The following is a 22,192-nucleotide window of genomic DNA, read 5'->3' on the forward strand; positions in this document are numbered from 1 at the left end:
TAAGATACTATGGAAGATCAATGGGCTATAGGATTCGGTGTTCTATAAGGAGGAACGGACATCCGCTCTGCCATGAAATCGATAAAGGATCGTACTTTGGGAGCAAGGTATTTACGTCGAGGATAAACAGCATAAATAGGCAGCTCAACGTCAGCCTTCCACTCAGGAAGTAGCTGTACAAGTTTGCCGGTTTCAAGCTCATCGGTGATCAGGTAAGTCGCTAAGTACGCAACGCCAAGCCCAGACATAGCAGCATCAAGAACGGCAGGGGCATTGTCAATTCTATAATTACCCCGTGCACGAATGGACTGCCTGACGCCGTCTCTTGTGAATTCCCAGTTGATGTATTTCCTTTCACGGCTTTGATAGGTGATACAGTTATGCTGGCGTAAATCTCCTGGTACTTTTGGCGCACCGTTTTCTTCGATGTAACCAGGCGAGGCCACAACAGCAAAATGGCAATCTGCAAGTCGTCGGGCGACCATGCCTTCAGGCGGATGCTCATGAATGGCTACCCAGCAATCAAATCCTTCTTCCAATAGGTTAGGGCGGTGGTCAAACAAACTTACCTCAAGTTCAAGCCCTGGGTGCTCTTTTTGGAATTCTGCCAGTGCAGAAGTGATGTGAGAATTGCCAAATGACTGCGCAATACCAATACGCAATACACCTTTAATCTCATTTCGATAACCTGCAACTAAGGCTTCTGCTTCATTGACGGTATCTAAGAGTTGCTGGCCATATTCTGCATATTGAAGGCCAATCTCAGTTAAAGCCACCGTTCGAGTACTCCGTTGCACAAGTTGACAACCGAGCCGTTCTTCTAAGAAACGAATTTGTTTACTTACTTGGGATTTAGAAATACCAAGACGCTCCGCAGCCCGAGTGAAATTTTGTTCATGGCCAACGGTTGCAAGGATCACCATTTGTTGCAGATTTTCTAGCATAGCTAAGACCAACTTCATGTTAACTATGGAATTATATCACTGAACGTAAATGGGGAGAATGATAGAGCGCCATTTGTGGCAGATACATAGCATCAAGATCAACCTGTAGTAAAAGTTTAAAACAGAGATGTGCAACACCACGAGTACTTATTGTTCACAGCAGTGGATAATCATCCATACTGGTAAACGATAGAAAATCAAGACAGACCAAACACTTAACTGCCAGTATTTGAACAGATTTAATTAAGATTAGTACTATCGATGAGTTGGATTAAGTTTAACGATTTTATTAATCACGGCGCTGACGATATGATCTGGGCCTCATTAGGAGGTTTTATGTTTAAAGTCATGTGGCAGTTTTTTCTGCTAGGTCTATATAGTTTCGGTGGCCCTGCTGCTCATATTGGATATTTTCAACGAGAGTTCGTTCAAAACAAGAAGTGGTTGTCTGATCAAGACTTTACTCACGCTGTTGCGCTTTGTCAGTTTCTTCCCGGCCCAGCAAGTAGCCAGTTGGGTATGTATATTGGTTTTAAGAAAGCAGGTTATGCAGGTGCGCTTGCAGCATTCATTGGTTTCACCTTACCGTCCTTTATATTGTTGACTGTATTGGCTATCGGTAACCAGCAATACAATGACGTTCCTATTATTGATACAGTGATTCAAGCTGCAAAACTCCTGGCTGTTGTCGTTGTTGCTGATGCAATGTGGGGGATGGTGAAGAAGAACATCACTAGTAAGCTCACGGCCGCAGTTGCGATAGCCACAGCGATAAGTGTCTTTTTGACTTCAGGTTTGCTTGGTCAAATTGTTCCTATCTTGTTGGCCGCGTCTCTTGGTTTCGTGTTGTCATCGCAAAAGCTCAAGAACGTTGAGCTACCAAGTCAACCGATGATTAAGCCTCATCTTGGTATCGTTAGTGTGTTTGTCATCTTATTGCTCGGTTTGCCATTGGTAGCTGGACAGTCTGAGTTGTTGAACCTTGTGAATGTTTTCTATCAGGCTGGTAGTTTCGTATTCGGTGGTGGTCATGTTGTTCTTCCACTTCTTGAGCCTATGATGGAAGGGATGGTTGAGCCAGATACTTTTTTAAGTGCCTATGCTTCCGCGCAGTTAGTACCAGGCCCAATGTTTACCATGGCGAGTTACTTAGGCGCATCCACGATTGGTGGCAGCCCATTCATTGGAAGTTTGTCGGCAACAATTGCAGTGTTCTTACCTGGTAGTTTACTGTTGTTTGCCTTCTTGCCGGCCTGGAGTGCGTTGTTTAAGCATCAGCGTCTACAAGAATCGATTTTGCTGGTTAATGCCTGTGTAGTTGGCCTTCTGGGAAGTGCATTTATAAAGCCTGTTATTTCAACCTCAATTGGTTCAGTACTTGATGTGGTGGCTGTGCTTATTGGCTTCTACTTATTGAAGTATCGTAATATTCCAGTGTGGGGCTTGATACTTTTATTTGTAGCTTATCAATCACTTATCTAACAGGTTGTATTAGTTCTAATCTTAAAACACACAGCTCTTTAGCTGTGTGTTTTATCTGCTCTAACGCATTATAACTTTTTAATTGTATTCATATTTCAAACATCATTTCTATCTAAAATAATCGCTATAAAGGATGTTTATAGATGATTAAGGTAAAGTTAAGAATCTACTGATACAGTAGCACACAGGAATCATCACTAATTGGTCAGAATTAACCATATGAAAACTCAAAGAAAAATAAGGCCAAACCTTACAAATTATGATGTTATCGAAATACTTGAAAAAGAACTTAGGGCATCAGAAAAACGTATAGTTCAACGAACTGTGTTAGCAGTAATCGCCGCTTTGTTCGGTTTGGCACTGTTTATCTATGTTTTTGTGAACTCACATGAAGCAACAATCAAAAACTATGCTGCGGAAGCCATGAAAAAGGCGTTTGAGACAGAGCGTGCGATTCATATTATTGATGAAGCTGCTGGGACAAACTTTCTTGAGCAAGGAAAGGGTCTCTAGTCATTTTCATTATTGGGTGGGTTCTCAACACGATAGACATTGTAATACTGTAGTGTCTATCGTGTTTTGAATTTTATATCTGAATGACCAATTCATGATTCTTAATCAAAAGCTCTGGTCTTGCTGTTTTCAACATTGATTGCTTGAAGTCTTCATCACTTAACCGGTATACCGGCCGGGTTAAAATATACTGTCCAACCATTTCGATTATAGGTGATAACAACTGCTTACTTGGTAGATTGTAATCGTTGGGTTGAATGTCTATATCTTCTACATTCAAGTCATTGAGGAAAATCGCGCCTTCCTCCTTATCATAGTAGGGGACTGCACTAAAACTTACTTTGATTTGTAAATTCTGAGGCTTTTGCCCTTGTATTGAAATCTGTGCGACTGAATCTGCATCAAGGTTAACACGATCACCTGCAACTCTCCCAATGCCAACTTTAACATTGTCAAATTTCACATTGGCGTACGCAAGTCCTTTAATCCCAACGGTTCTTTCAAATCCGCTCCTATCATCAAGATAGTCTTGGATCTCCTGCTCAGTTACGCTGTAACTCGCACAAGAGCATAGAACAACAGATATAAATAGGGCATAGAGAATTTTCAACGTTAACGCCTCTGACAGTACCAATCTGTAAAGACTATCAGAAGAAATCTGTATCAAAGGCTCACATCCGAGATATCAAGATGTGTTTATACCACTCAAAAACAGAATTTGAACTCCTTTTTATAGAGTTCGTTTAATTGCTTATGGTATTTTTCACCTTGCTTTGCCGTATAGCCGGATCGCATTTTCTTTTGTATTTTACTGATTTTCTTTTGGACTTTAGCGCACTCATGCTTCTTTTGGGTGGCCGATACCGGCGGTGATTCTGAAGATAATAAGAAAACGGTTATAAGTAGTAACCAAAGTTTTATGAGTTTCATATTGAGCCTTCCATATTGGAGCAAATTCTTAGCAATGGAAAGACAATATAAAGCCAGGAGTTCTATGTTGATATGATATGACGTGGATGTTTGAAGCTGTATCGGAAGGGGATGAAATAACTGTTTTATGATTTACAAAAAATTAAGCCCTCTTATTGAGAGGGCTTAATTATAGTGTTAGCTATGCTGTTTCAGCAAACAGCAGCTCAAGGTCATAGTTTTCTCGGCTAAGTGTATTCTTAAGCTTCTTCAAAGAGCTTACTTGAAGTTGGCGAATACGCTCACGGGTAAGTCCAACCTCATCGGCAACTTGCTGTAATGTTTGTGCTTCGTAACCTAACAGTCCAAAGCGGCGGCAAAGAATTTCACGATCCCGCTCGTTTAAACTTTCAAGCATAGCAATTGCTAGATTGCTGATATCTTGCTTATCCAACTCTTTCTCAGGCTTCACACCGTCATCATCAGCTATAAAGGCTGAAATTGTTTGCGAACCCGAATCATCCGAGATTTGTTGGTCAATGGAGACAACAGGCGCATCATAAGCAAGTACGTTTGAAATATCTTCAACAGAGCGTTCTAGTTTTGCCGCGATTTCCTCTTGGCTTGGCTCCTGGTTTGTCGTCTTCATAAGTTGCTTATGGGTACGCAAAATAGTGTTGATCTCTTTGGAGACATGTACCGGAAGACGGATAGTACGTGCTTGATTATGAATTGCACGCTCGATGGTTTGCTTAATCCACCATGTAGCATAAGTAGAGAACCTAAACCCACGCTCTGGATCAAATTTCTCTACGGCCGTAATTAAACCGATATTTCCCTCATCGATTAAATCACTAAGAGACATACCACTGTTACGGTACTTCTTGGCAATACTTACGACCAATCGCAAATTGCTTTCTATCATTGTCGCCTTGGCAAACTTATCACCTCTCAAGCATTTTCTACTAAACAGGATCTCCTCTTGCTTTGACAACAACGGTTTATGCGCGATTTCTTGCAGATACAGATGAATAACATCAGCATCGAAACCATTATTTAGTTCTTGTGATTTGATATCCATATCTTAACCCCTAACAATGAAAACCCTAAATGTTATATCTTTGTTTAATTTGTTACATGTCCACACTATCATGATCGGTATGCATATGCCATTGAGGAATGACGTGTTTTTATATAAAAGCAAGATTGTGTTGCATTACGGTGTTGACAAAGGTGATTTTGTTGCATGAAAAACAATAGATAGCTAATACTTTCACTGTTACATCTGATAATAGAACAAGTCTACATTATTGCCCAACTTATCAGTATGTTGTGCACATATATCTTTCTCAATTTGACTATGTAAACATAAAATTTATAGTAAATATGAGGTCGACAGTATTACAAACTGTATCTGTGGGGGTATCATGGACGTTAATGCTAGTCTGGTTTCTGGGGTGGTAGTTACCCAAATTAATCAACATTTCATGATGCTAATGTTAAAAAGATCTGTACAGAATTATTGGTGTAACGTTGCAGGTAATATTGAACACAATGAAACGGCCTGGATGGCTATGTTAAGGGAATTGAAAGAAGAGACACAGTTAACGCCTTCTAACTTGTACCATGCAGATTTACCTACAACAGTTCTACTACCCAGAAGCCGAACAAATTTACATCGCTACAGGCTTTGTGGTGTTCTGCGAACCTGGTCAAAATGTAGTGCTCAATAACGAGCACACTGAGTATCGATGGTGTACCTTACAACAAGCCATCCAATTAGCTGCATTTCCAAATCAAGCGAAATTTTACGAGCACGTTTGGAAATATTTTATCAATCAAAACCCTTCATCAAATTTAGAAATTCCCATTCAGAACCTATAGAGGTGAATCGCTCAAGATTTTGAACTAATCGTCAGTACAGGTTGATGTCCATGGGATAATTTTCAGTCTTTCGAATGGGATAGGGTTACCGGTTTTGTCACTTACTCCATAAGTACCATATGCCATGTGTGCTAGTGCTTTTTCAATTTGAATCAGCGTATCATTGTATTGATCGACTAGCCCCATCGCTCTGTCGGCTTCTTCCCGAATATTAGCGGCCTCAGCGACATCGGTTACCGAGCAATCATCCTTTTTGGATATGACCAAGTTAAGTTTGATGATCTCTTCCTTAAAGTGGTCGCGCTTCTCTAGCAATTCATCATGAAGCAGCTTCAACTTATCGTCGTCTAAATCGGAATCAGGGTGATAGGCTATGGTCATACACAACTCCGGTACTTTACATATTTTGTCGATAAGGTAAGTATAGGTAGGGAGTTCTAAAACGAAAAAAGGCAGCCGAAGCTACCTTTAAGAATGCCATTGGAGAGCAATAATTATGCTTTCTTTAGATCACGAGCAGGGTAAGTCAGATCCATACCATCGACTTTGACATGTACCCAAAAGCCGCCACTGCTTAGGCCAGTAACAACCATTTCACCAAGCTCAATACCTTTAGTCGCCACTACACGATCGTCTACTGAAAACATTATAACACCTTGTTTATTAACAATAAGATTAGAATTACCTGTGGGTTCTATTAAATCAAAGATCGTACTTTGCGACTAATCGATTTTCTGCTTGTGACGATAAGATGTATTGATTAAAACAGGGCAGGAGGGTTAACTGTGGATGAAGCTATAAGTACATTTTACGATAGCATTTCTTTTTCTCTTTCAACCGCTGCAACGGAATGATTTGTTTGTCATACTCTTTCTGCTTCCGCTTGTTTACATACTCATATTTAGTATCGATGTCAGTCAACACGCCTTGTATTCCTGTACAGGGCAAATGAGCGAACTTACGTTGGTACGCCGAAACACTCGCCGCATTAACAGAGCTCACGAAGAACAAAAATAAGAATAATATTAAGTGCATTATTTGTAGTTAAGGCGCTTAGTCACGTTTGACAAAACTATGCGCGAAACCAGGTGCAAATTAAACGCTCAAGGTTACAAACTGCGAAGCACTTCAATGGATAACTAATTAAAAACCATTAAAGGCAACACTGCTGACGAACTGAATCTGCATTACATTCAGTTCGTCAACGACTTCGATAGCACTCAGCGTATCAGGAGTTGTTATTGACGCCTATACACTCAAATTTCTACGAAAAAAAGGATGGTTATGATTGATTTAAAACAGTCCAGCACCAAGACTGGCTAGATGTTACTTGGTAGTACAGCCATGTTTATCCGCTTGTTCGACAAAGTTAGATAGAAAAAAGGTTAGGGGGCTTGCATGGTTGAGCCGATCAAATTGTTCAGTGAATTGGGGTAACACCAACATTGATCATCTACTATTTATTGTTTCCTTCATGAAGGAACAAGAATCCATATTGGAGAAGCTTAAGAAGATGTTAGCTCATCATGAAAAAACATATCCTCGAGCTTGAATGGTTTAATGAAAAAGCCGGGGTATATTGATAACTACCACATTTTATCGTTATTAAACATGATATTATCACGTTAAAATGCATAGGGTTTTATAGTAACACTCATATATTCACGTGGATAATAATGAACAATAAATCATTTAAACTTGGCATTGCAGCAATGTCGGTAGCTTTGATGGCAGGATGCCAAACAACGGTAAGTAGCGCGGATAACCTTTACAACCAGCATAGAGCGAAGCCAAATAATAAAGCATTTGCTATCGGTACAAATAACGTAGCAGGCGCAGCTTGGGGGGCACCAACAACATCCGAAGCAATTGCGCTTGCGAAGAAAACTTGTGTTGATTCAGGTGGTAATAATTGCAGTGTGACGGAAGTTAATGGGAGCCCAATTACGTCTCAAGCACCAATTGCACCACCTTCTACCAACTCTACGGTCAACAACTACAATATCATATCTCAAGGTACTGTTTATAAAGCTAATATCAATAAAAAAGGGGCTGGTTTTTTTGTAAATAATATCAATATTTTAACTACAAGTGACATGATCGATAGCTGTGCAAAAATCAACTATGAACGCTCAGGTCAACTCTTTGAAACTAGGCTTGTCAGTGTCGATAAAGCAAATAAAATTGCCATCCTTAAGGCACTAACGCCAAATGAATCTTATGCAACAATCAGTCTAAATAAACAAACTATACAAGGTGATCGTGCGTACACATACGGCTACGTTCCATTATCAAATGGTATGAAAGCAAAGGCACCAACATACCAAGGAAAAATCACTGACGGTATTATTAGCTCCGTGTCTGGAAGCGATAACGATGTCAGATTTATGGAAACAACTAATGCGGTTGATCAAGGAAACATAGGTGGACCGGTAATTGCGGAAAATGGTGCAGTTATTGGCTTGGTTAAAGATGATAAAGAGTCAATTAAGTCTTCGATGTTCAGTATTTTCTTGAACGAATCCAATATTGACTACAAGACAACTTCAGATAAAAAGTCGCTACCACCTTCGAAGATTGCCGAGAAGAGTAAGCAATTTGCTGTACCATTAGTTTGCCTGAATGAAGCCTAATTTATCAAGCCCGCAATCGCGGGCTTTTTTACGCCTGAACAAAGGCTAGGGAGCCAATGTACTGCGCCGGGAATTGAGTTTTTCCTTGGTTTTGCGGCATGTTTTCTTCTTTATCTTCTTATTCGACTTACACCACGGCACGTTAAGTGCTACGACTTTCGAACCTGTCATGGTCGGAGCCGTCCATTTGAACCAGCTCACCCAAACAATCACGGCGATGACGAGGCTGATAAACTCGCGGCTTGCGTTTGGTATGGGGAACCCAAAGACCATCAGCGATCATCCATTGGCGTAACGTCTCCAATGAAATTGAAATGCCATGATGCTCGCTGTTTTTTTCGTGGGCTAACGTTGGACCAAAGTCAGGGTATTTTAGATTGAGCAAACTCAAACAACGGTAACGAATGCTGTCGTTGATTTTATTCGAAGACGGCTTGCCTCGGCGTTGATGGACAAGACCAGCGGCGCCAGATTTACGGAAACGTGTCACTAAACGTTGTACCTGGCGAACGCTGAGTGAAAGGATACGTGCAGCATCGGAACGACGAATACGGTGTTCACACACATCGCGGATAGCACTCAGGCGTAAAATCTCTTTATCATTCATGGTTACCAACATCTTCAGTTCATCTCACACAGATCAGACAGGATCTGATCAACATAGGAAAAACAGGACATTTTCACTTTGTAGAAAAGAGACACTTTAGCTTTGTGGCTACAGCCTTCAGTACGCATTATGTATAGTGTGGTAAAGTGTATAAAGAATACCTAGCTGCGATATTTAGGATGTTTTCTCATCTAAAACATTGATAATACGCGGGTTTTCATATTTGTCTTTTAACAAACCATAGACGACATTTTGATCGTCTATTTCTAGTAAGTCAGCGATTTGAAAGGCAATATCCCAATCCATTGAGTTTTTACCACAACGCCAGTTGCTGACTCTAGCACCAGTTACGTTGAGTTTCTTTGCCAATTGATAGTCAGAGCCTAGTTTATACTTGGCTTTAACCATATCCATTAATTCAATTGTGTAAGTCATTCAAAGGCTTCCCATACGCGCAACTTGTTAAAGTTTAGGCGATCAAAATGACGATTCCCATAGTAAGGGGCGTCTTGATATGAAGATTTATCTTGCTAATACTTGTATGCACATTCTTGCTTATAGGGATACTAGCAAATGGATAACTCAAACATAACTAGCCGTAACCCAATACATCGACCCTGCCCAGATATGGCTGGCTGTATTGACCCAAAACCTGAACTGACAAAAAGATCTCTCGAAACCGTTCGCCAACTTCGTGAGAAGTTTGGCTTTAAAACCTCCAAACAACGCGCTGCTGAGCAGCGGCAGTACCTCAAGCAACTAGCCGTCTTTCAACACAACCGTGATTTGATGGCAGGAGGTGCCCGATGAAACCTATTTGCTTAGATAACGCAGTCATTTTAGATACTGAAACAACAGGCTTGTATGCCGACGCTGAAATCGTCGAACTATCGGTGATGGACGCCAAAACAGGTCAACCATTGTTAGATACATTGGTGATGCCAGCCCAACTAGTACCCGGCGAAGCAATGGCAATCCATGGCATTACTAACCGTATGTTGGTTGGCGCGTCTACGTTCCCAATTGTCTACAAGCAACTTGCCCAAGCCGTCAAAGGGCGAGATGTTCTGATTTATAACGCCGCCTTTGATGTTCGCTTAATCCGGCAAAGCCTCAAGCGTTACGGTATTGATTTTCTGCCATTTAAAACCCAATGCGTTATGGAATGGTACGCTGAGTTTTTTGGTGAGTGGAATGAACACCACGGCAACTTTAAATGGCAAAGCCTGACAAACGCCGCAATTCAGCAAGGCATTGATATTACTGACTTGAAAGCCCACCGAGCAATGGCAGACTGTGAAATTACACGCAGATTATTACTTGCGGTTAATGAGCAGCTCGGAGGTAGCCATGACTAATTTAAACCTTATCCCTAAGCAAGCAGCCAAAGCCCCCAAGTTGGGGGCGGCGGTTTCTTCTATGCCGTTACATGAAGTTGCAATCCCATTGGATAAACCTGTAACTGCCGACTTCATGTCGAAACATGCCCTTGTTGAGTGGCAGCATTCTATGAAAATGGTGAAGCACCACCGACGCTTGGGCGATAAAGAAGGAGCCGCGTTCTTTCTAAATGATGCAGCCGAATTTCGCCGCATTTATGTAGCGTTCCGGCGAGCTGTAACCGAAATGGGAGGGCTTTGATGCTCCCCATAAACGATCTCTTGTATGTGGCTGGCGCCGTCCAGCCACATGACATTACCAAAAAGAATATTGCCAGCCATGAAGCTGGTTTTTTTGGTTCCAATTCTGGCGAGTGGTTAAAACACGAACAGCAAAAACTCAACCAGTTTGCCCAACTTCACTATGTGCGCACCAAAACGATCGCCAAACACGCCCGCGAAGCGGCGGCACGTAGTGACGGAGACAATAGGCTTGTCCAAGGGCGCAAAAGTCCGACACACCAGAAAGTGGTTAATCTATCCAGCCGTATGGGCAGGCTACGCAAGGCACAGCGCCGTGATGTCGAACTGGAAAGCACTGAGTCTCACTACAACCATGACCGCCTGTATGATCTTCCTGATGCGCCTGCGGATAAGCGTTTATCAACCGTTCGGCTCATGCACCGTGAATGGTCGGGTAGTTACCGCATTTTGCACCATACCCAAACCCGTCCGGGTGATGCGCCAGACCCACAAAGCGGCGAGCGCTACACCGAAAAACTAACCCAACGTGCCGTCACCAAAATTTTCGAGTCGGGCGCCTATGTTGCTGCTTGTGAAGAAGGGTTTACCACGTTTCTTACCCTGACTTTTACCACCGAGCAGCGCAACGCCATCTTTGGTGGTGACACCACGCTAGGCCGTGAAGTGTCGCGGTTTCTTGATGGCATCAAAAAGATGTTCCAGCGTGGCTGGCACGGCATTTGTTCTGATGGCGAACCGTTTGAAATCGATGGCATTGCCGAGCCATTCCATTACATCTGGGTAGCTGAGTGTCCGGCCAATGATGATGGTGAACCCAATCCGCACGTCCACTTAATCATGAACTGGAAAGTGGATAAGCAATATTTCAAAGCCTGGTCTGAACGATTGGAAAACATTTGGGGTAACGGGTTCGCCCACTTGGAGCGAATCCGCCAACCGAAAGCGGCTGGCTCTTACATCATTAAGGCTGTTGGCTATGCCGCCAAAGGTGAGAACGCCGACCAAGGGTTAATCAAAGGCAACCGCTATAACATTGCTCGTTGTAGCCGTGCCCCCGGTTGGGATTGTTTAGCTAATTTCGAAGCCCATAACATGGCCGCGATCATCAAAGAATGTGGCTATCGGTTAGAGCATTGGAAAAAGCCACTACAGCGCAGCCTTTCCCGACTGGATAAGAAAAAAGAACGCGCTATTAAGGCCAAAGCCATTGCCAAAAAAGCCCAACGATCCAAGGCCGCTATCCAAAAGCTGACCGCCTTAATTACCCGGCTTGAAGGCCAACAACAAGCCATTAATAACCAAATCAAACAGCGCGGCATTCATGCCAGCACTAAGAACCGGTTCTGTTTGTCATTCGAAGGCGAACAGGCCGAAAACAAAGCCTATGATTTTCTGCTTTGGGCAGCAGGTGCCCGAGGATGGTCCATGCTGCCCAAAGATGATGATCTCGATTATCAGCAAAACGTTTCCAAAGCCCGAGCAATAGCCCAACGAGAATACACCCAACAGTACCAACGTTTTTTGCTCAAACAGGCCTACTGGAAATCAGTATTGAATGACCCGCTTGCTTCAAACAGGGAAGAACCCACCGAACTCGATGTGTCAGCCGCTAAAGCTGATCTCGAATGGTATCAAAATCAGCAATTAGCTGCGTAAAGGACGCTATCAAATGGAAGAACTGAACCAAATCACAGACCAACTCAAGGGCGAAGTATCCAAGGCGGAGAAAAACCCGTTCGCAGGCAAAATCATGTCACCGCTCCGTTTGGTGCTGGTCTGGATGCAAGGTGTAAACAACAAACTGATGGAACTAGAGCAAAGGGGGAAACATGGCTGAATCAATGCCCGTTCGTGCGTCGGCCAACAAGGTCGAAGGAGTTAATCGGTGTGAGTGCGGCAATGTCCGCACCATCCACCGGGCAAGGGGCAAACGCGCCAAGTATCTATATGCGATTTGTGACGACTGCGGTACCAACCAACAAACCGGAAAATACTGGCAGTCTCGGTTTGAACAGCATTACCCAAGTATCGAAGCACTGCACCAAGCCGAACAACCCGCACCAGTCGTGGAATCGGAACTTGAAGCGGAACCGAATAATGAACCGGAATTAACCGAGCTAGATACCGAAATAGTAGAAGTCGTAGCCGAAGATAAACCGCAATCAAGCCCAACCGAACCCGAGCATGAAACCCAACCGGATGCGAAAGTATCAGGTTGGAAGTCAGTCATAGCGGGCGTTGTGCTTGGTGCACTCACTGGCGGCATGATAGCCCGATTTTAACCAAAACTAACCGAGAGAACCGATATGGAAACCGAACAACTAGCCGCCAATGATGACGAGCTAAATATCAATAAAGGGCTTGATACTCACAACGAGCAAGATGAAAAAGACTTCATCAACAGCTTGGATGAAGACTTTGATCCGACCGTTGCCGATACCCAAGTGCAGCAACAAGAATTAGAAACCCAAGCCGCTGGCGCGATGGTGTTTGTGGGCTTGATGACTATCGAGCAGACCATGAAAACCATGGTTCATCCACGGTTTGAGTTTGACCCGAAACAGGCCGAAAGCGTAGCCGAAAAGATAGCACCACTGATTGTGAAATATGGCGGTAATCCGCCGCCTTGGTTGGCTAAGCACATGGATGAAATCATGGCCGTTGCTGCAATTGGTATGCTCGGGTTATCTAGCTATATGCAGGTTCGTAGCCTCAAAGTGGAAGATATTGAATTGGCTAAAAAGGCCAAGCAAGCCGCTAATGATGATAATCAGCAGGAGGCCGCTTGAAACTGCAACCTATCAACCAAAACAATACGCTGAGTAATCATCATGTCTATGTGGTTGGTATGTCTGGCTGCGGGAAAACCTCCGCAGCCAAAAAGCTGTTTATCAAACCCACCGACCAAGTCGCTATCTTTGACCCGCTGGGCGATTACGAAGGTAAGCTAGCCGGGCGTCAGGTTCGCAGCTATGCCACATTGAAAGCCTTTGCCGCCGCCTTGATTGCAGGGCGCAAAACCAACCAAGGTTTTAAGATCGCCTACTACCCAAACCACGAAACCACCGAAGACGATTTTGATAAGTTCTGCATGGTAGTGTGGGGCATGGGGAACGGTAAGCACAAAAAGCCACTAAAGGTGATCTGTGAAGAAGTGGCCGAGCATACCAGCACCTCAGGCAAAGCCACGGGCTACCACGGCAAAATATTGAGGCTAGGGCGCAAGTTTGGCCTGCACTCGATTAACATGTTCCAGCGTGGGCAGGAAGTATCGAAGACCATCATTGATAACTGCCAGTTCGCGTGTGTGATGATGCAAAAGGCTGATGATAGCGCACGGTATTTACAGCAAAAGACGGGGATACCGGCAAGCGAGATAGTTCAACTAAAAAAGCTAGAGTATGTTTTGCAAGATGGAAAGGACTGGAAGCTTGGTGTTCTGCAGTGGTAAAAAGGTGTCAGAAGTTTGTCGTGTTGATAGCAAAATCATCAATTGTGTTTGTTTTAGTGGACGCCTAGGTATAGAATTCACTGCAAAACAAACTGTTAGTGATTTTTTATTATGTCTGAAGCCTTAAATTTAAACACAGAAGCACAGGAAGATAGCTTTCCAATAAAGCAACTATTCATTTTTGAAACAACAGCAGATGGTGGTTATCAAAAAGCTGACATTGATATCAGTAAAAAACAAGAACTTCTTAGTTTTCTAGTAAGGGTGTGCCGTTTAACATACTCTAGTAAGTCATCTCAGGCTTATAATTTTAATAAAGACTCACTGGTGTCTCAGTATGTTGATCTCTTACTTTCTGGTGAACATATAAATTATGAAGATGTTGCAAATTCTATCGCCATTCAGTTATCAACTGCTGAAAACAAAACAGTTAAAGATGGAACATTCATAATAGCTAGAATTAAAAACTCAAATCTCGATTCATTTATAATTTCAAAACTTGACTTTGAAAATTATTTTGCCAGAGGAAGCTTTGAGTTAAAAACTGGATTACCTGAAGATAATGGAATATTGAAAAGCTGTTTGATTAACATTGATTCATCAGGTGAAAAAGAAGATGTTATATATTTGAGTGATAAGAATGGTAAGATTTCTCTTTTTTGGTATGAGAAGTTTCTCATGTCCACGCCAGTTGAAAAAGATAGTCTTAACACTCAAAAATCTTACACAATATTTAAAGACGCCATAAAAAGAACTGTATTTAAAGAGTCTAAGACTGACTTTAATGACTTAGTCGAGTGCATGAATGGCTATTTTTCGACTAATAAAGTTTTTAATTTCGATGACTTCATTAAAAATACCATTGAGTCATATAGCCCTAGAGTTACCGAAGTAAAAATGGAGTTAGTGGTTAAAGAAATAATAAAATGCAAAGAAAAAGCAAAGCTGGATGGTCAGTTTAACATTGTTGTTGAAGACGTCAGAAAGCACTTTAAAAAAGTAGTAAAGTTAGATGAAGGTATGGAATTAATTACAAAGGGAAGTGTCAAAGATAAAGTTTTCAAAACAAAAATAAAGAACAAGTATTATCTTGTTATTGATACTAAAGTTGGCTTAGACGAGTTTGATGAACGTGATATTTGATGATGGAACTATCAAAAAAAGAAAGCCTTAAATTTTATGAATCATCCTTTAATAATGTGAGTAAGGTTGAGTTTAAGGAAGTCATAAATAGTTTTTTGGCTGAAACCAGTGAGTTCAATACAAAAGATTGTCTTGTATACATTGGCAAAGAACACTATGACACTTATCCAATTAATAATAGTGATGAGCTAGAGTCATGTGTTGTTAGTATAGATGTACTTTTTTACAGCAATGAGTATATTAACCTAACTTTAAAGTGTGATAAAACAACTGATACTGCTATATCTATATTATGCTCAGATACATTTATTAAATCGATGAATGAAGTAAGCTATCTAGAGCAGTTACGAGATTGGCTTAAAATTACATCATCAAATATTTCTGAGATTAACCTCAAAGAGAATAATATAGATTTTGAGAGTTATAATATTCATACATCATCAAAACAAGTTCTAGAAAATAGAAGTAACCATTATATTGACTTTGCAAAAGTTGACTTGAAGCCTTGTTTTTTCGATTTTTTATCAAATATGACATTGAATGAATCTTTGATTAAGTACTTTAAGGAGCTTAGGTCTATAATCTGCCTTTCTTTATTATCCAAAGATTTTAACTTAAACAAAAGAAAATGTATTTTCCACTTTGAAGGTGATGTTATATTTGACCTATCAGGTAAAGATGATGACTTTTTATTTGATAATTCAGATTGCATATATAATGTTTTCAAATGGTCATACAATGATGAAAAGTATGTTGTGAAGGTTGGTATAGTCAACCAACTGATATCTAAATCTAGAAATATAAAGCTAGCATTTAATGATGGCATCTTAGCATCTTTATCATCACTATATCAGATTCATTTAAGAGAAGACTTCGAAAATTATCTAGAGATAAGAAATAAAGTTTCAGACTCAATTATTGAACAGTGTAATAAAATATCTGAGTCTATTTATCAAAGTCGAAGTGGTGTTAAACAGACATTATTTGTAACAATGTCTTATTTCTTTTCTATCTTTGTATTCACAGCAATTGATAAGGGTAAAATTGTTAACCTTTTTTCTCTGCATGTATGCTTGCTATCTTCTCTTTTTTTATTTGTGTCAACTTTGATTGTTTTTTTTAATAAAAAAGAATTGGAGACTATTGTTAAACATCAACAAGATGTTCTAGATGAAATTAAACAAAGAAATCAAATGTTGTTGTGCCCTGATGAAATTGATGCTTTTTTTAATTCAAAGTCATTAACGAATGCAATCACTTTGTCTGAAAGTAAGAAACTTGAAATACTTTCATATTCTGTTTTTGCTTTAGCATTTGTTTTAATTTGGTATTTCTATTTTACAAAAGAAAAATTTGTAAATTTGCCTGTTTATTTGCACATAATTTGAATTGTTTCACAATAGTTTATGCCCGCTAACCTATAGCCTTAGCGGGCTTTTTTGTGCTTGCCTTAAAACCAAATCACTTGCTTTCCTGATGGGGAACTTTTGTTAACCAACAGAGAGCAAACATCATGAGTGCAAAAACTAAGGGCTATGTGATCACCGGGGTGATCGCGTTAATGGTCGCTGGCGCGGTTGTCTGGGCATCGAACAATGTTGATGCCGTTGAAGACGCGATCGGTTAAGGGGAGCATTATGGAATTAGTGCAAACCCCATTCGCACCACGTCCCAAAGAGCTAGACCCGGTTGAGGGTGTAGGTTGGGGCAACCGTGCGTCACTGCGTCTGGTATCTGGCCCGACGTATCACAGCATTGAACTGGTTACGGACATTACCGACCCGAGCGACATTGAACGTGTCGAAGTGTCGTTGAACGGTTCGGCCAAAATCAATGTGACTGGCGAAACGCTGGTTAAACTGCAAACCCACCGCAAGAACTACGCCCAAGACGGGCGCTATGTCATTTCGTTTGGTGATGCCACGCTGCGCACCAAGATTGGTGTACGCCAAACCGACCTTGTCACCTTGGCCGGGGAAATCTGGTTTGTGTATATCACCCTCAAGTCAAAACCTGCCGGAACCACTGCGCCAAGTATCCGAGCACGTGCTCATGTGCTACCTGCACAATCGGTGCGTTACTACATGCCGCGAATCTATGAGCTGACTTGGTTTGCCTCGGCAACAGGCCGCACGCCGTTTGATTTTTCCGAGCGCAGTCCGGCACTGAACCTCAAGCGCATTCATTTCCTTGATAACTCAATTGATCGTGTTCGTGTATTGCGTGACAGCTTCGAAGAAATGAACGTCACCAAAGAAGATAACGCGTATGACTTGGCGCAGGCCAAGAAAGAGCAAAACCCTGAATGGTTCAGCCTTGATTTCATCCGTTATGGCTTTGGTGCTGATGGCATGTTGAATACTGCCGCCCGCAGCCAATTGGCTTTTGAGCTGGATAAGTCAGAAGTCGGTAGCGTACCGGTGATCATCGAAGCCGTTGAGCAGGTAAACGCATTGCCGACCAAGGGCTAAGGAGGCGCGCAATGAGTCTACTTGATTCCGTAGGTGAAACACTGGGTGGAATTTGGGATACAGCCAGTGATGGTGGTGAAGCCTGGTTAAATTCTTGGTTCGATAACGAGGCAGAAAAAGTCGCCTCGGCAGCACCGGAAGAAAACCGCACACCGCAACACCAAGAGCCAGCAAAGCAGCCGACAGGTCAGCCGATTTATACCATGGCCCAGAACAACACCGCCATGATGTTGATGGGTGGCGGTATGGTGGTGTTGGCCTTGGTTGTCCTGCTTAGGGGGAAATAATGCCATTACTATTTTGGCCGCTACTGGCGGGAACCGTTGGTTTTGCTACTGGCATGTTTACCAGCGAAAAAGTCGGGCGAACAGTGCGCATTCTGGCGGCGGTGGTCATGGGGCTATGGCTCTATGACATAGTGACAGGGAAGAAAGCATGATGAATATTCCCGGTCTAACTAATTCCGGCAGTATGCCGATTAATGCGGGCGGCGGTTCGGCAGGTCCATCGGGTGTGCATAGCCAAAATGATTCGGCGTTGCGTGTCGGTGGGATCAGTATGGGTAGCAGTTCGCTGCCCAACTGGTTACTTGTTGGTATCGGTGCCGTTGCTTTGTGGTTTCTGTTAAAAGGAGGCCGATAATGCACTTTCGATTAATTCGACCATCGGCACCAGACTTCCACGCCCACTTGGAGCTAATCAAACCTGCGTTTGCGGGTTCTGATACCCCAAAAGCGGAATTTGATGAAGTGAAATCAATGGTCTGTGCCAAGGAAGCCAGTTTCTACCTACTGACTGGCAAGGGGATCAAATTGTGGTTTATCAGCCGCATTCAAGACAACCGCTACCACATCATTGCGATGACCGGAAAAGGCTTGGTTGATGCTGCAAACCATATTATCGAGCGCGTTGCTGACTGCGGCTATTCGGCCATTTCCTATCATACCTACCGCAAAGGGATGCGGCGTATTTTGGGGGCATTTGGTTTCAAGCAGGTTGAACAAGTTAGGGAGTTCGACAACACCAAAGAAACCGTCCATCAACTAGAGATTGAGGGATCATAAGATGGGTAAAGCGTCAAAAAGCAGTGCTAACAAAGCAGCGGCAACCAAAAAGCCAACAACCCAAGCATCAAGGCCAACAGCTAAAACACCGTCAGGCAGTAGTAGTGCTGAACGTCGTTCTCGCCGCTCGGGCAAACAGCCGTCACGTGTCACCGCTCGACCTACACGAAATGGTAAAGCTCGCCGCCCAACATTAGCCGAAAACTTCCGAGGTAAATCGGGTGGTAGTGCTAGCGGCGGAGCCAAAAGCGCACAAGGGAATTTGGCAAGGCGTGAAGGTGTTTCGGAACTACGCACAACTAGCCAAAGCAAAGCTAGCCGTTTACGGAGGTCTTAATGGGTAAGGGAGGAAGCAGTTCCAGCTCAAACACCACCACTAACACCAATACTAGCGGTCAAAATGCGATTGATGGCGATAACCTTGGTGTGTCAATGATTCCGATGTTCGCGTTTCGATGACCATGACCGACCACGGCGCGATGCAACGGGCATCTGATTTGTCAGAGCTGGCATTGCTCAGTAATGCCGATGTGACAGAAGAGGCGCTTTGGAGCATGGCTGATGTAACCGAAGCTGCATTGGCAATGGGGGAAAGCTCAGTCAGTGAAGCTATGGACTTTGGTCGAGATTCATTGGAGGGCGCTTTGCAGTTTGGTAGTGACGCCATGCTGCTTAATGCCGAAGTAAGCAGCAATGCAATTGATGAAGTTAGTCAGGCCCACCATGAAAACCTGCAAATGATCGCTGGGCTAGCAGGAAACCAAGCAGCTCAAAACACTGAGAACTTGGAGACGCTCAAAGATTTAGCCGGGATGAAATCTGATGGCGGACAGGTGTCAACAAGTCGGCAAATGACCATTGTCGTCGGTCTGGTGATGACTTTTATGGCGATCATTATGCTTGGAGGTAAACGATGAACTTTTACCAAGTGATGCAACCGCGCCAACGTTCGCAATTCCACGCTGTTGGTGAGTTTCTCTATGTTGAATCGTGTCCCGATAGTGTAGTTATTACCACCGAGCGTGGCGATTACCGACTTGAAGCAGGGGCGCAGATCCTTGACCCGGACTTAACCGGACGTATTACCGTCGAGAACATGGGGGAAGCGGGCGAGGTCAGCATAATTTGTGGGTACGGCCAATACATCCCACCAACTGACGGGCAACAGGTCACCGTTACCCAAATGCCAGCAGTGACCCTGTCACCTAACCAGCAGGTCAATATAGGCCAATTGCCGAGAGTAGCATTAGTTGATGGCCAAGCGGTAATCGTATCGCAATTGCCCAAGATGCAGCTAGAACCAAACCAATCCGTGACCGTGTCACAACTGCCAAGTGTGTCTTTGGCTGAAGGGCAACAAGTCGCGGTAACAGAGCTACCACGAGTGAAATTTGAGAGTGGTCAGGCGGTTAGAGTCTATGCAACGACGCCACTTTTAACCAAACCCGTGGGTGGTGACGGCATTTTAGCTCGCAAGCTAAATTGATGCTTCTCGGCAGTGCAGCCGCGGGGTTGCTGACAGGCAATAGCGAACTGGTCACCGTGACAATCGGTGAATCTGGCGCGCAACTTGGCGGCACAATTCCGATGGTTGCTGCGATGCTTATCGGCTTATTCGACACGGTTCGCAAGGAAAAAGGTTAGGGGGCTTATGTGGGAGAGCTGATCAAATTGTTCAGTGAACTGGGGGTAACACCACCAACATTGATCATCTGCTATTTGTTGTTTCGTTCAGTAAAGGCACATGAATCCGTATTGGATGAGTTAAAGAAGATGGTTGCTCAACATGATAAGCGTATCATGAAGCTTGAGTGGCAAAGTCATGAAAAATAGGCCTGTTGTAGACCTATTTTTCACATGTTAACTATAAAGCATCACCGCCAAAGTTATTCCAAGCATCAGTGAAGCCTATAGCATTGATTTTATGACTGTGTTTAAACTTAGGGCCATTGATTGAAACAGTAGTTTTTTGGCGGAATTGATTCATTATATGTTCAGCTCCAGCATCAGAATGCGGGTAATAGAGGTGGATTAACTTTCCATCATGATGCTCACATTCATAGTTAAAGTTTACGGCTGTACCATTAATACGTAAGACACTTCGACCTGTATCTTGTGTACATGCATCTTTTGAGCTTTGTATTTGAAAAATAATAAAGGTTTTCTTCCCAAAATCATTATGATCAATCCGTGCTATCAAGGCTTCATTGGGTTCCTCCTTGAAAGATACTTCAGTTCCATCAGACCATCCAAGCAAAGGTAAACCTTCTGCAACACTTTGTGTTGAAAAGAATAAAATTACAAAGAATCCTAGAATTTTTTTCATATGCTCCACTAATAATACGATAGATTGCAAAATGGTTTGTTCAATAGCAATTATCTAATAGTGCTGGAAGGTATTCAATATAAGCATGAAAGCGCTAAGTCATGCTTATATTGAATAGAAGAAAGAAGCCCGCAATCGCGGGCTTTTTTACGCCTGAACAAAGGCTAAGGAGCTGATGCGCTTCGCCGGGCGTTGAGCTTTTCCCTAGCTTTTCGACACGCTTTCTTTTTGTCCTTGGAAACAGTTTCTTGTTGGGGCTGCTTAATACGGCGGCCACCACGGAACGGCAAAGGCGACACGTCATTGGTTCGCACCGGGACATAGTCCAATTCGTACATTCGGCACAAGGCATGGTAGCGATCAAAACGAAGCGCCCAAGAGTCCAGCTCTTTGGGTCTGAACTGGCGGCCTTCGGGGGTAATGATGATGCAGCGGTCTTCATCAACCCGAAAACCTTGCCAGCGGGTATCATCGGGCAGATAGCCACGGGCTTTGATGATAAGAAGTTTCTCAGCCATCGGGTTAACATCTATTTTTCCCGTGAGCCAACGTTTGACCGTGATGGGACGGACGTGGAACCAAGCCGAAGCCTCGGCAATGTTATCGAAGTGACGCCAGAACAGCTTGACGAAGGATTCATGTAGCATGATGTGCCTCGCAAAATTTATCGTTTATAAAAGTTATTTCCGATTAATCAAACGCAGGTTGATAGAGCACGCCGATAATACCTAGCCAACAACGGCAACCGAACGTAACCGAGCGTTTGTGGGCACAAGACGGTACTGAAAGTTGAAAGGGATAAAAAGAAGGAGGTTTTGATTTAATTAACTGTTTCCAATACATTTTGAGACTCCTTAAAGTGAAGTTTCTAGGCCGACACAAATGTCCTAAATCAGATGTTAAAAAAACACCCCTCAGTACGCATTATGTATATTATGTTAAATAAGGTGTATATAAGTAATACCATCAACATATAGGTTTAAAAACACACCTATCGTAACCCTCCTCTTGTTCAGGAAAATTGAAATTGCACACACTATTACACTGTCACTTCGCACTGATTTAACCATAATGCCGATTTACCATAAAGTAGATAATTTGCAGGTAAGCAAAATGCCTTTC

Annotated in this window: 32 protein-coding genes and 1 pseudogene; 24 read left to right on the forward strand and 9 right to left on the reverse strand. The window is 42.8% G+C overall.

Translation table 11 applies throughout. The features are described from left to right. Positions 1–17: 17 nt before the first annotated feature. Positions 18–944, reverse strand: a complete 927-nt coding sequence (locus ACXAGQ_RS17670) for a LysR family transcriptional regulator (protein ID WP_475255577.1) — start codon at positions 942–944, stop codon at positions 18–20. Between the two features lie 336 nt (positions 945–1,280). On the opposite strand from ACXAGQ_RS17670, the gene chrA reads away from it, so the two are divergent. Further along, positions 1,281–2,426, forward strand: coding sequence for a chromate efflux transporter (gene chrA / locus ACXAGQ_RS17675; RefSeq protein WP_475255578.1), 1,146 nt, complete (start codon positions 1,281–1,283; stop codon positions 2,424–2,426). A 219-nt stretch (positions 2,427–2,645) separates the two neighbouring features. Further along, positions 2,646–2,939, forward strand: a complete 294-nt coding sequence (locus tag ACXAGQ_RS17680; RefSeq protein ID WP_475255580.1) for a hypothetical protein — start codon at positions 2,646–2,648, stop codon at positions 2,937–2,939. Positions 2,940–3,012: 73 nt separating this feature from the next. Here the strand turns inward: ACXAGQ_RS17680 and ACXAGQ_RS17685 are convergent, their stop codons facing one another. Beyond that, positions 3,013–3,549 carry a YceB family lipoprotein gene (locus ACXAGQ_RS17685; protein ID WP_475255581.1) on the reverse strand — a complete coding sequence of 179 codons (537 nt, stop codon included), beginning with the start codon at positions 3,547–3,549 and terminating at the stop codon, positions 3,013–3,015. Positions 3,550–4,050: 501 nt separating this feature from the next. Then, entirely contained in the window at positions 4,051–4,929 is an 879-nt protein-coding gene (gene rpoS, locus ACXAGQ_RS17690) for an RNA polymerase sigma factor RpoS (protein ID WP_475255583.1), read from the reverse strand. A gap of 415 nt (positions 4,930–5,344) precedes the next feature. On the opposite strand from rpoS, the gene ACXAGQ_RS17695 reads away from it, so the two are divergent. Next, a complete protein-coding gene (locus ACXAGQ_RS17695) occupies positions 5,345–5,581 on the forward strand; it encodes an NUDIX domain-containing protein (protein ID WP_475256616.1) in 237 nt (78 codons plus the stop codon). 175 nt (positions 5,582–5,756) lie between these two features. Here the strand turns inward: ACXAGQ_RS17695 and ACXAGQ_RS17700 are convergent, their stop codons facing one another. Together ACXAGQ_RS17700 and ACXAGQ_RS17705 are read right to left on the reverse strand one after the other, a co-directional pair. After that, positions 5,757–6,113, reverse strand: coding sequence for a TraR/DksA family transcriptional regulator (locus tag ACXAGQ_RS17700; RefSeq protein ID WP_475255584.1), 357 nt, complete (start codon positions 6,111–6,113; stop codon positions 5,757–5,759). Between the two features lie 113 nt (positions 6,114–6,226). After that, a complete protein-coding gene (locus ACXAGQ_RS17705) occupies positions 6,227–6,379 on the reverse strand; it encodes a hypothetical protein (RefSeq protein WP_475255585.1) in 153 nt (50 codons plus the stop codon). A 1,029-nt stretch (positions 6,380–7,408) separates the two neighbouring features. On the opposite strand from ACXAGQ_RS17705, the gene ACXAGQ_RS17710 reads away from it, so the two are divergent. After that, on the forward strand, positions 7,409–8,365 hold the full coding sequence (locus ACXAGQ_RS17710; RefSeq protein WP_475255587.1) for a trypsin-like peptidase domain-containing protein: 957 nt from the start codon (positions 7,409–7,411) through the stop codon (positions 8,363–8,365). A 148-nt stretch (positions 8,366–8,513) separates the two neighbouring features. On the opposite strand, the pseudogene ACXAGQ_RS17715 reads toward ACXAGQ_RS17710, so the two are convergent. Then, positions 8,514–8,972 (reverse strand): annotated as a pseudogene (locus tag ACXAGQ_RS17715) (helix-turn-helix domain-containing protein); the annotation flags it as partial. A 174-nt stretch (positions 8,973–9,146) separates the two neighbouring features. Then, entirely contained in the window at positions 9,147–9,407 is a 261-nt protein-coding gene (locus tag ACXAGQ_RS17720; protein ID WP_475255588.1) for a helix-turn-helix domain-containing protein, read from the reverse strand. Between the two features lie 138 nt (positions 9,408–9,545). On the opposite strand from ACXAGQ_RS17720, the gene ACXAGQ_RS17725 reads away from it, so the two are divergent. The 20 genes from ACXAGQ_RS17725 (at position 9,546) to ACXAGQ_RS17820 (ending at position 20,577) form a co-directional block, all read left to right on the forward strand. After that, on the forward strand, positions 9,546–9,782 hold the full coding sequence (locus tag ACXAGQ_RS17725; protein ID WP_475255590.1) for a hypothetical protein: 237 nt from the start codon (positions 9,546–9,548) through the stop codon (positions 9,780–9,782). Beyond that, the gene (locus ACXAGQ_RS17730; RefSeq protein WP_475255591.1) at positions 9,779–10,330 is read left to right on the forward strand and encodes a 3'-5' exonuclease; all 552 of its coding nucleotides are present in this window, start codon (positions 9,779–9,781) and stop codon (positions 10,328–10,330) included. The genes ACXAGQ_RS17725 and ACXAGQ_RS17730 overlap by 4 nt, the downstream gene beginning before the upstream one ends. Then, positions 10,323–10,613 (forward strand): hypothetical protein, encoded by a 291-nt coding sequence (locus tag ACXAGQ_RS17735; protein ID WP_475255593.1) that lies wholly within the window; start codon positions 10,323–10,325, stop codon positions 10,611–10,613. The genes ACXAGQ_RS17730 and ACXAGQ_RS17735 overlap by 8 nt, the downstream gene beginning before the upstream one ends. Next, entirely contained in the window at positions 10,613–12,271 is a 1,659-nt protein-coding gene (locus ACXAGQ_RS17740; RefSeq protein ID WP_475255595.1) for a rolling circle replication-associated protein, read from the forward strand. The genes ACXAGQ_RS17735 and ACXAGQ_RS17740 overlap by 1 nt, the downstream gene beginning before the upstream one ends. Positions 12,272–12,284: 13 nt before the next feature. Continuing rightward, on the forward strand, positions 12,285–12,452 hold the full coding sequence (locus ACXAGQ_RS17745; RefSeq protein WP_428647254.1) for a hypothetical protein: 168 nt from the start codon (positions 12,285–12,287) through the stop codon (positions 12,450–12,452). Beyond that, positions 12,445–12,897 carry a hypothetical protein gene (locus tag ACXAGQ_RS17750; RefSeq protein ID WP_475255596.1) on the forward strand — a complete coding sequence of 151 codons (453 nt, stop codon included), beginning with the start codon at positions 12,445–12,447 and terminating at the stop codon, positions 12,895–12,897. Before ACXAGQ_RS17745 ends, ACXAGQ_RS17750 begins: the two co-directional genes overlap by 8 nt. 24 nt (positions 12,898–12,921) lie before the next feature. After that, positions 12,922–13,404 carry a hypothetical protein gene (locus ACXAGQ_RS17755; RefSeq protein WP_475255598.1) on the forward strand — a complete coding sequence of 161 codons (483 nt, stop codon included), beginning with the start codon at positions 12,922–12,924 and terminating at the stop codon, positions 13,402–13,404. A gap of 2 nt (positions 13,405–13,406) precedes the next feature. After that, on the forward strand, positions 13,407–14,066 hold the full coding sequence (locus ACXAGQ_RS17760; RefSeq protein WP_475256618.1) for an ATP-binding protein: 660 nt from the start codon (positions 13,407–13,409) through the stop codon (positions 14,064–14,066). A 111-nt stretch (positions 14,067–14,177) separates the two neighbouring features. Beyond that, positions 14,178–15,209 (forward strand): hypothetical protein, encoded by a 1,032-nt coding sequence (locus tag ACXAGQ_RS17765; protein ID WP_475255599.1) that lies wholly within the window; start codon positions 14,178–14,180, stop codon positions 15,207–15,209. Beyond that, a complete protein-coding gene (locus ACXAGQ_RS17770) occupies positions 15,209–16,597 on the forward strand; it encodes a hypothetical protein (RefSeq protein ID WP_475255601.1) in 1,389 nt (462 codons plus the stop codon). Before ACXAGQ_RS17765 ends, ACXAGQ_RS17770 begins: the two co-directional genes overlap by 1 nt. 249 nt (positions 16,598–16,846) lie before the next feature. After that, positions 16,847–17,680: a major capsid protein P2 gene (locus tag ACXAGQ_RS17775; RefSeq protein ID WP_475255602.1), complete on the forward strand. Its 834-nt coding sequence runs from the start codon at positions 16,847–16,849 to the stop codon at positions 17,678–17,680. Between the two features lie 11 nt (positions 17,681–17,691). Beyond that, positions 17,692–17,967: a hypothetical protein gene (locus ACXAGQ_RS17780; protein WP_475255604.1), complete on the forward strand. Its 276-nt coding sequence runs from the start codon at positions 17,692–17,694 to the stop codon at positions 17,965–17,967. Then, a complete protein-coding gene (locus ACXAGQ_RS17785) occupies positions 17,967–18,119 on the forward strand; it encodes a hypothetical protein (RefSeq protein WP_475255605.1) in 153 nt (50 codons plus the stop codon). Before ACXAGQ_RS17780 ends, ACXAGQ_RS17785 begins: the two co-directional genes overlap by 1 nt. After that, positions 18,116–18,322 (forward strand): hypothetical protein, encoded by a 207-nt coding sequence (locus tag ACXAGQ_RS17790; RefSeq protein WP_475255606.1) that lies wholly within the window; start codon positions 18,116–18,118, stop codon positions 18,320–18,322. The genes ACXAGQ_RS17785 and ACXAGQ_RS17790 overlap by 4 nt, the downstream gene beginning before the upstream one ends. Beyond that, positions 18,322–18,744: a hypothetical protein gene (locus tag ACXAGQ_RS17795; RefSeq protein WP_475255607.1), complete on the forward strand. Its 423-nt coding sequence runs from the start codon at positions 18,322–18,324 to the stop codon at positions 18,742–18,744. Before ACXAGQ_RS17790 ends, ACXAGQ_RS17795 begins: the two co-directional genes overlap by 1 nt. 1 nt (position 18,745) lies before the next feature. After that, complete coding sequence (locus tag ACXAGQ_RS17800) at positions 18,746–19,081, forward strand: hypothetical protein (protein WP_475255608.1); 336 nt, start codon at positions 18,746–18,748, stop codon at positions 19,079–19,081. A gap of 118 nt (positions 19,082–19,199) precedes the next feature. Beyond that, on the forward strand, positions 19,200–19,661 hold the full coding sequence (locus tag ACXAGQ_RS17805; protein ID WP_475255609.1) for a chemotaxis protein: 462 nt from the start codon (positions 19,200–19,202) through the stop codon (positions 19,659–19,661). Then, the gene (locus ACXAGQ_RS17810; RefSeq protein ID WP_475255611.1) at positions 19,658–20,230 is read left to right on the forward strand and encodes a hypothetical protein; all 573 of its coding nucleotides are present in this window, start codon (positions 19,658–19,660) and stop codon (positions 20,228–20,230) included. Before ACXAGQ_RS17805 ends, ACXAGQ_RS17810 begins: the two co-directional genes overlap by 4 nt. Continuing rightward, complete coding sequence (locus ACXAGQ_RS17815) at positions 20,230–20,388, forward strand: hypothetical protein (RefSeq protein ID WP_475255613.1); 159 nt, start codon at positions 20,230–20,232, stop codon at positions 20,386–20,388. Before ACXAGQ_RS17810 ends, ACXAGQ_RS17815 begins: the two co-directional genes overlap by 1 nt. A gap of 9 nt (positions 20,389–20,397) precedes the next feature. Beyond that, positions 20,398–20,577 (forward strand): hypothetical protein, encoded by a 180-nt coding sequence (locus tag ACXAGQ_RS17820; protein WP_475255614.1) that lies wholly within the window; start codon positions 20,398–20,400, stop codon positions 20,575–20,577. A gap of 31 nt (positions 20,578–20,608) precedes the next feature. On the opposite strand, the gene ACXAGQ_RS17825 is transcribed toward ACXAGQ_RS17820, so the two are convergent. Together ACXAGQ_RS17825 and ACXAGQ_RS17830 are read right to left on the reverse strand one after the other, a co-directional pair. Then, positions 20,609–21,070: a hypothetical protein gene (locus ACXAGQ_RS17825; protein WP_475255616.1), complete on the reverse strand. Its 462-nt coding sequence runs from the start codon at positions 21,068–21,070 to the stop codon at positions 20,609–20,611. A gap of 164 nt (positions 21,071–21,234) precedes the next feature. After that, positions 21,235–21,717 (reverse strand): phage protein, encoded by a 483-nt coding sequence (locus ACXAGQ_RS17830; protein WP_475255618.1) that lies wholly within the window; start codon positions 21,715–21,717, stop codon positions 21,235–21,237. Positions 21,718–22,192 lie beyond the last annotated feature (475 nt).

It is taken from the genome of Photobacterium sp. ABD4_091, assembly GCF_056160145.1.

Bases quoted from the DNA above. Each gene is read 5' to 3' on its own strand.
- ACXAGQ_RS17670 (WP_475255577.1), bottom strand. From the start codon at position 944: ATGCTAGAAAATCTGCAACAAATGGTGATCCTTGCAACCGTTGGCCAT.
- chrA (WP_475255578.1), top strand. From the start codon at position 1,281: ATGTTTAAAGTCATGTGGCAGTTTTTTCTGCTAGGTCTATATAGTTTC.
- ACXAGQ_RS17680 (WP_475255580.1), top strand. From the start codon at position 2,646: ATGAAAACTCAAAGAAAAATAAGGCCAAACCTTACAAATTATGATGTT.
- rpoS (WP_475255583.1), bottom strand. From the start codon at position 4,929: ATGGATATCAAATCACAAGAACTAAATAATGGTTTCGATGCTGATGTT.
- ACXAGQ_RS17695 (WP_475256616.1), top strand. From the start codon at position 5,345: ATGTTAAAAAGATCTGTACAGAATTATTGGTGTAACGTTGCAGGTAAT.
- ACXAGQ_RS17700 (WP_475255584.1), bottom strand. From the start codon at position 6,113: ATGACCATAGCCTATCACCCTGATTCCGATTTAGACGACGATAAGTTG.
- ACXAGQ_RS17705 (WP_475255585.1), bottom strand. From the start codon at position 6,379: ATGTTTTCAGTAGACGATCGTGTAGTGGCGACTAAAGGTATTGAGCTT.
- ACXAGQ_RS17710 (WP_475255587.1), top strand. From the start codon at position 7,409: ATGAACAATAAATCATTTAAACTTGGCATTGCAGCAATGTCGGTAGCT.
- ACXAGQ_RS17720 (WP_475255588.1), bottom strand. From the start codon at position 9,407: ATGACTTACACAATTGAATTAATGGATATGGTTAAAGCCAAGTATAAA.
- ACXAGQ_RS17725 (WP_475255590.1), top strand. From the start codon at position 9,546: ATGGATAACTCAAACATAACTAGCCGTAACCCAATACATCGACCCTGC.
- ACXAGQ_RS17730 (WP_475255591.1), top strand. From the start codon at position 9,779: ATGAAACCTATTTGCTTAGATAACGCAGTCATTTTAGATACTGAAACA.
- ACXAGQ_RS17735 (WP_475255593.1), top strand. From the start codon at position 10,323: ATGACTAATTTAAACCTTATCCCTAAGCAAGCAGCCAAAGCCCCCAAG.
- ACXAGQ_RS17740 (WP_475255595.1), top strand. From the start codon at position 10,613: ATGCTCCCCATAAACGATCTCTTGTATGTGGCTGGCGCCGTCCAGCCA.
- ACXAGQ_RS17745 (WP_428647254.1), top strand. From the start codon at position 12,285: ATGGAAGAACTGAACCAAATCACAGACCAACTCAAGGGCGAAGTATCC.
- ACXAGQ_RS17750 (WP_475255596.1), top strand. From the start codon at position 12,445: ATGGCTGAATCAATGCCCGTTCGTGCGTCGGCCAACAAGGTCGAAGGA.
- ACXAGQ_RS17755 (WP_475255598.1), top strand. From the start codon at position 12,922: ATGGAAACCGAACAACTAGCCGCCAATGATGACGAGCTAAATATCAAT.
- ACXAGQ_RS17765 (WP_475255599.1), top strand. From the start codon at position 14,178: ATGTCTGAAGCCTTAAATTTAAACACAGAAGCACAGGAAGATAGCTTT.
- ACXAGQ_RS17770 (WP_475255601.1), top strand. From the start codon at position 15,209: ATGATGGAACTATCAAAAAAAGAAAGCCTTAAATTTTATGAATCATCC.
- ACXAGQ_RS17775 (WP_475255602.1), top strand. From the start codon at position 16,847: ATGGAATTAGTGCAAACCCCATTCGCACCACGTCCCAAAGAGCTAGAC.
- ACXAGQ_RS17780 (WP_475255604.1), top strand. From the start codon at position 17,692: ATGAGTCTACTTGATTCCGTAGGTGAAACACTGGGTGGAATTTGGGAT.
- ACXAGQ_RS17785 (WP_475255605.1), top strand. From the start codon at position 17,967: ATGCCATTACTATTTTGGCCGCTACTGGCGGGAACCGTTGGTTTTGCT.
- ACXAGQ_RS17790 (WP_475255606.1), top strand. From the start codon at position 18,116: ATGATGAATATTCCCGGTCTAACTAATTCCGGCAGTATGCCGATTAAT.
- ACXAGQ_RS17795 (WP_475255607.1), top strand. From the start codon at position 18,322: ATGCACTTTCGATTAATTCGACCATCGGCACCAGACTTCCACGCCCAC.
- ACXAGQ_RS17800 (WP_475255608.1), top strand. From the start codon at position 18,746: ATGGGTAAAGCGTCAAAAAGCAGTGCTAACAAAGCAGCGGCAACCAAA.
- ACXAGQ_RS17805 (WP_475255609.1), top strand. From the start codon at position 19,200: ATGACCATGACCGACCACGGCGCGATGCAACGGGCATCTGATTTGTCA.
- ACXAGQ_RS17810 (WP_475255611.1), top strand. From the start codon at position 19,658: ATGAACTTTTACCAAGTGATGCAACCGCGCCAACGTTCGCAATTCCAC.
- ACXAGQ_RS17815 (WP_475255613.1), top strand. From the start codon at position 20,230: ATGCTTCTCGGCAGTGCAGCCGCGGGGTTGCTGACAGGCAATAGCGAA.
- ACXAGQ_RS17825 (WP_475255616.1), bottom strand. From the start codon at position 21,070: ATGAAAAAAATTCTAGGATTCTTTGTAATTTTATTCTTTTCAACACAA.
- ACXAGQ_RS17830 (WP_475255618.1), bottom strand. From the start codon at position 21,717: ATGCTACATGAATCCTTCGTCAAGCTGTTCTGGCGTCACTTCGATAAC.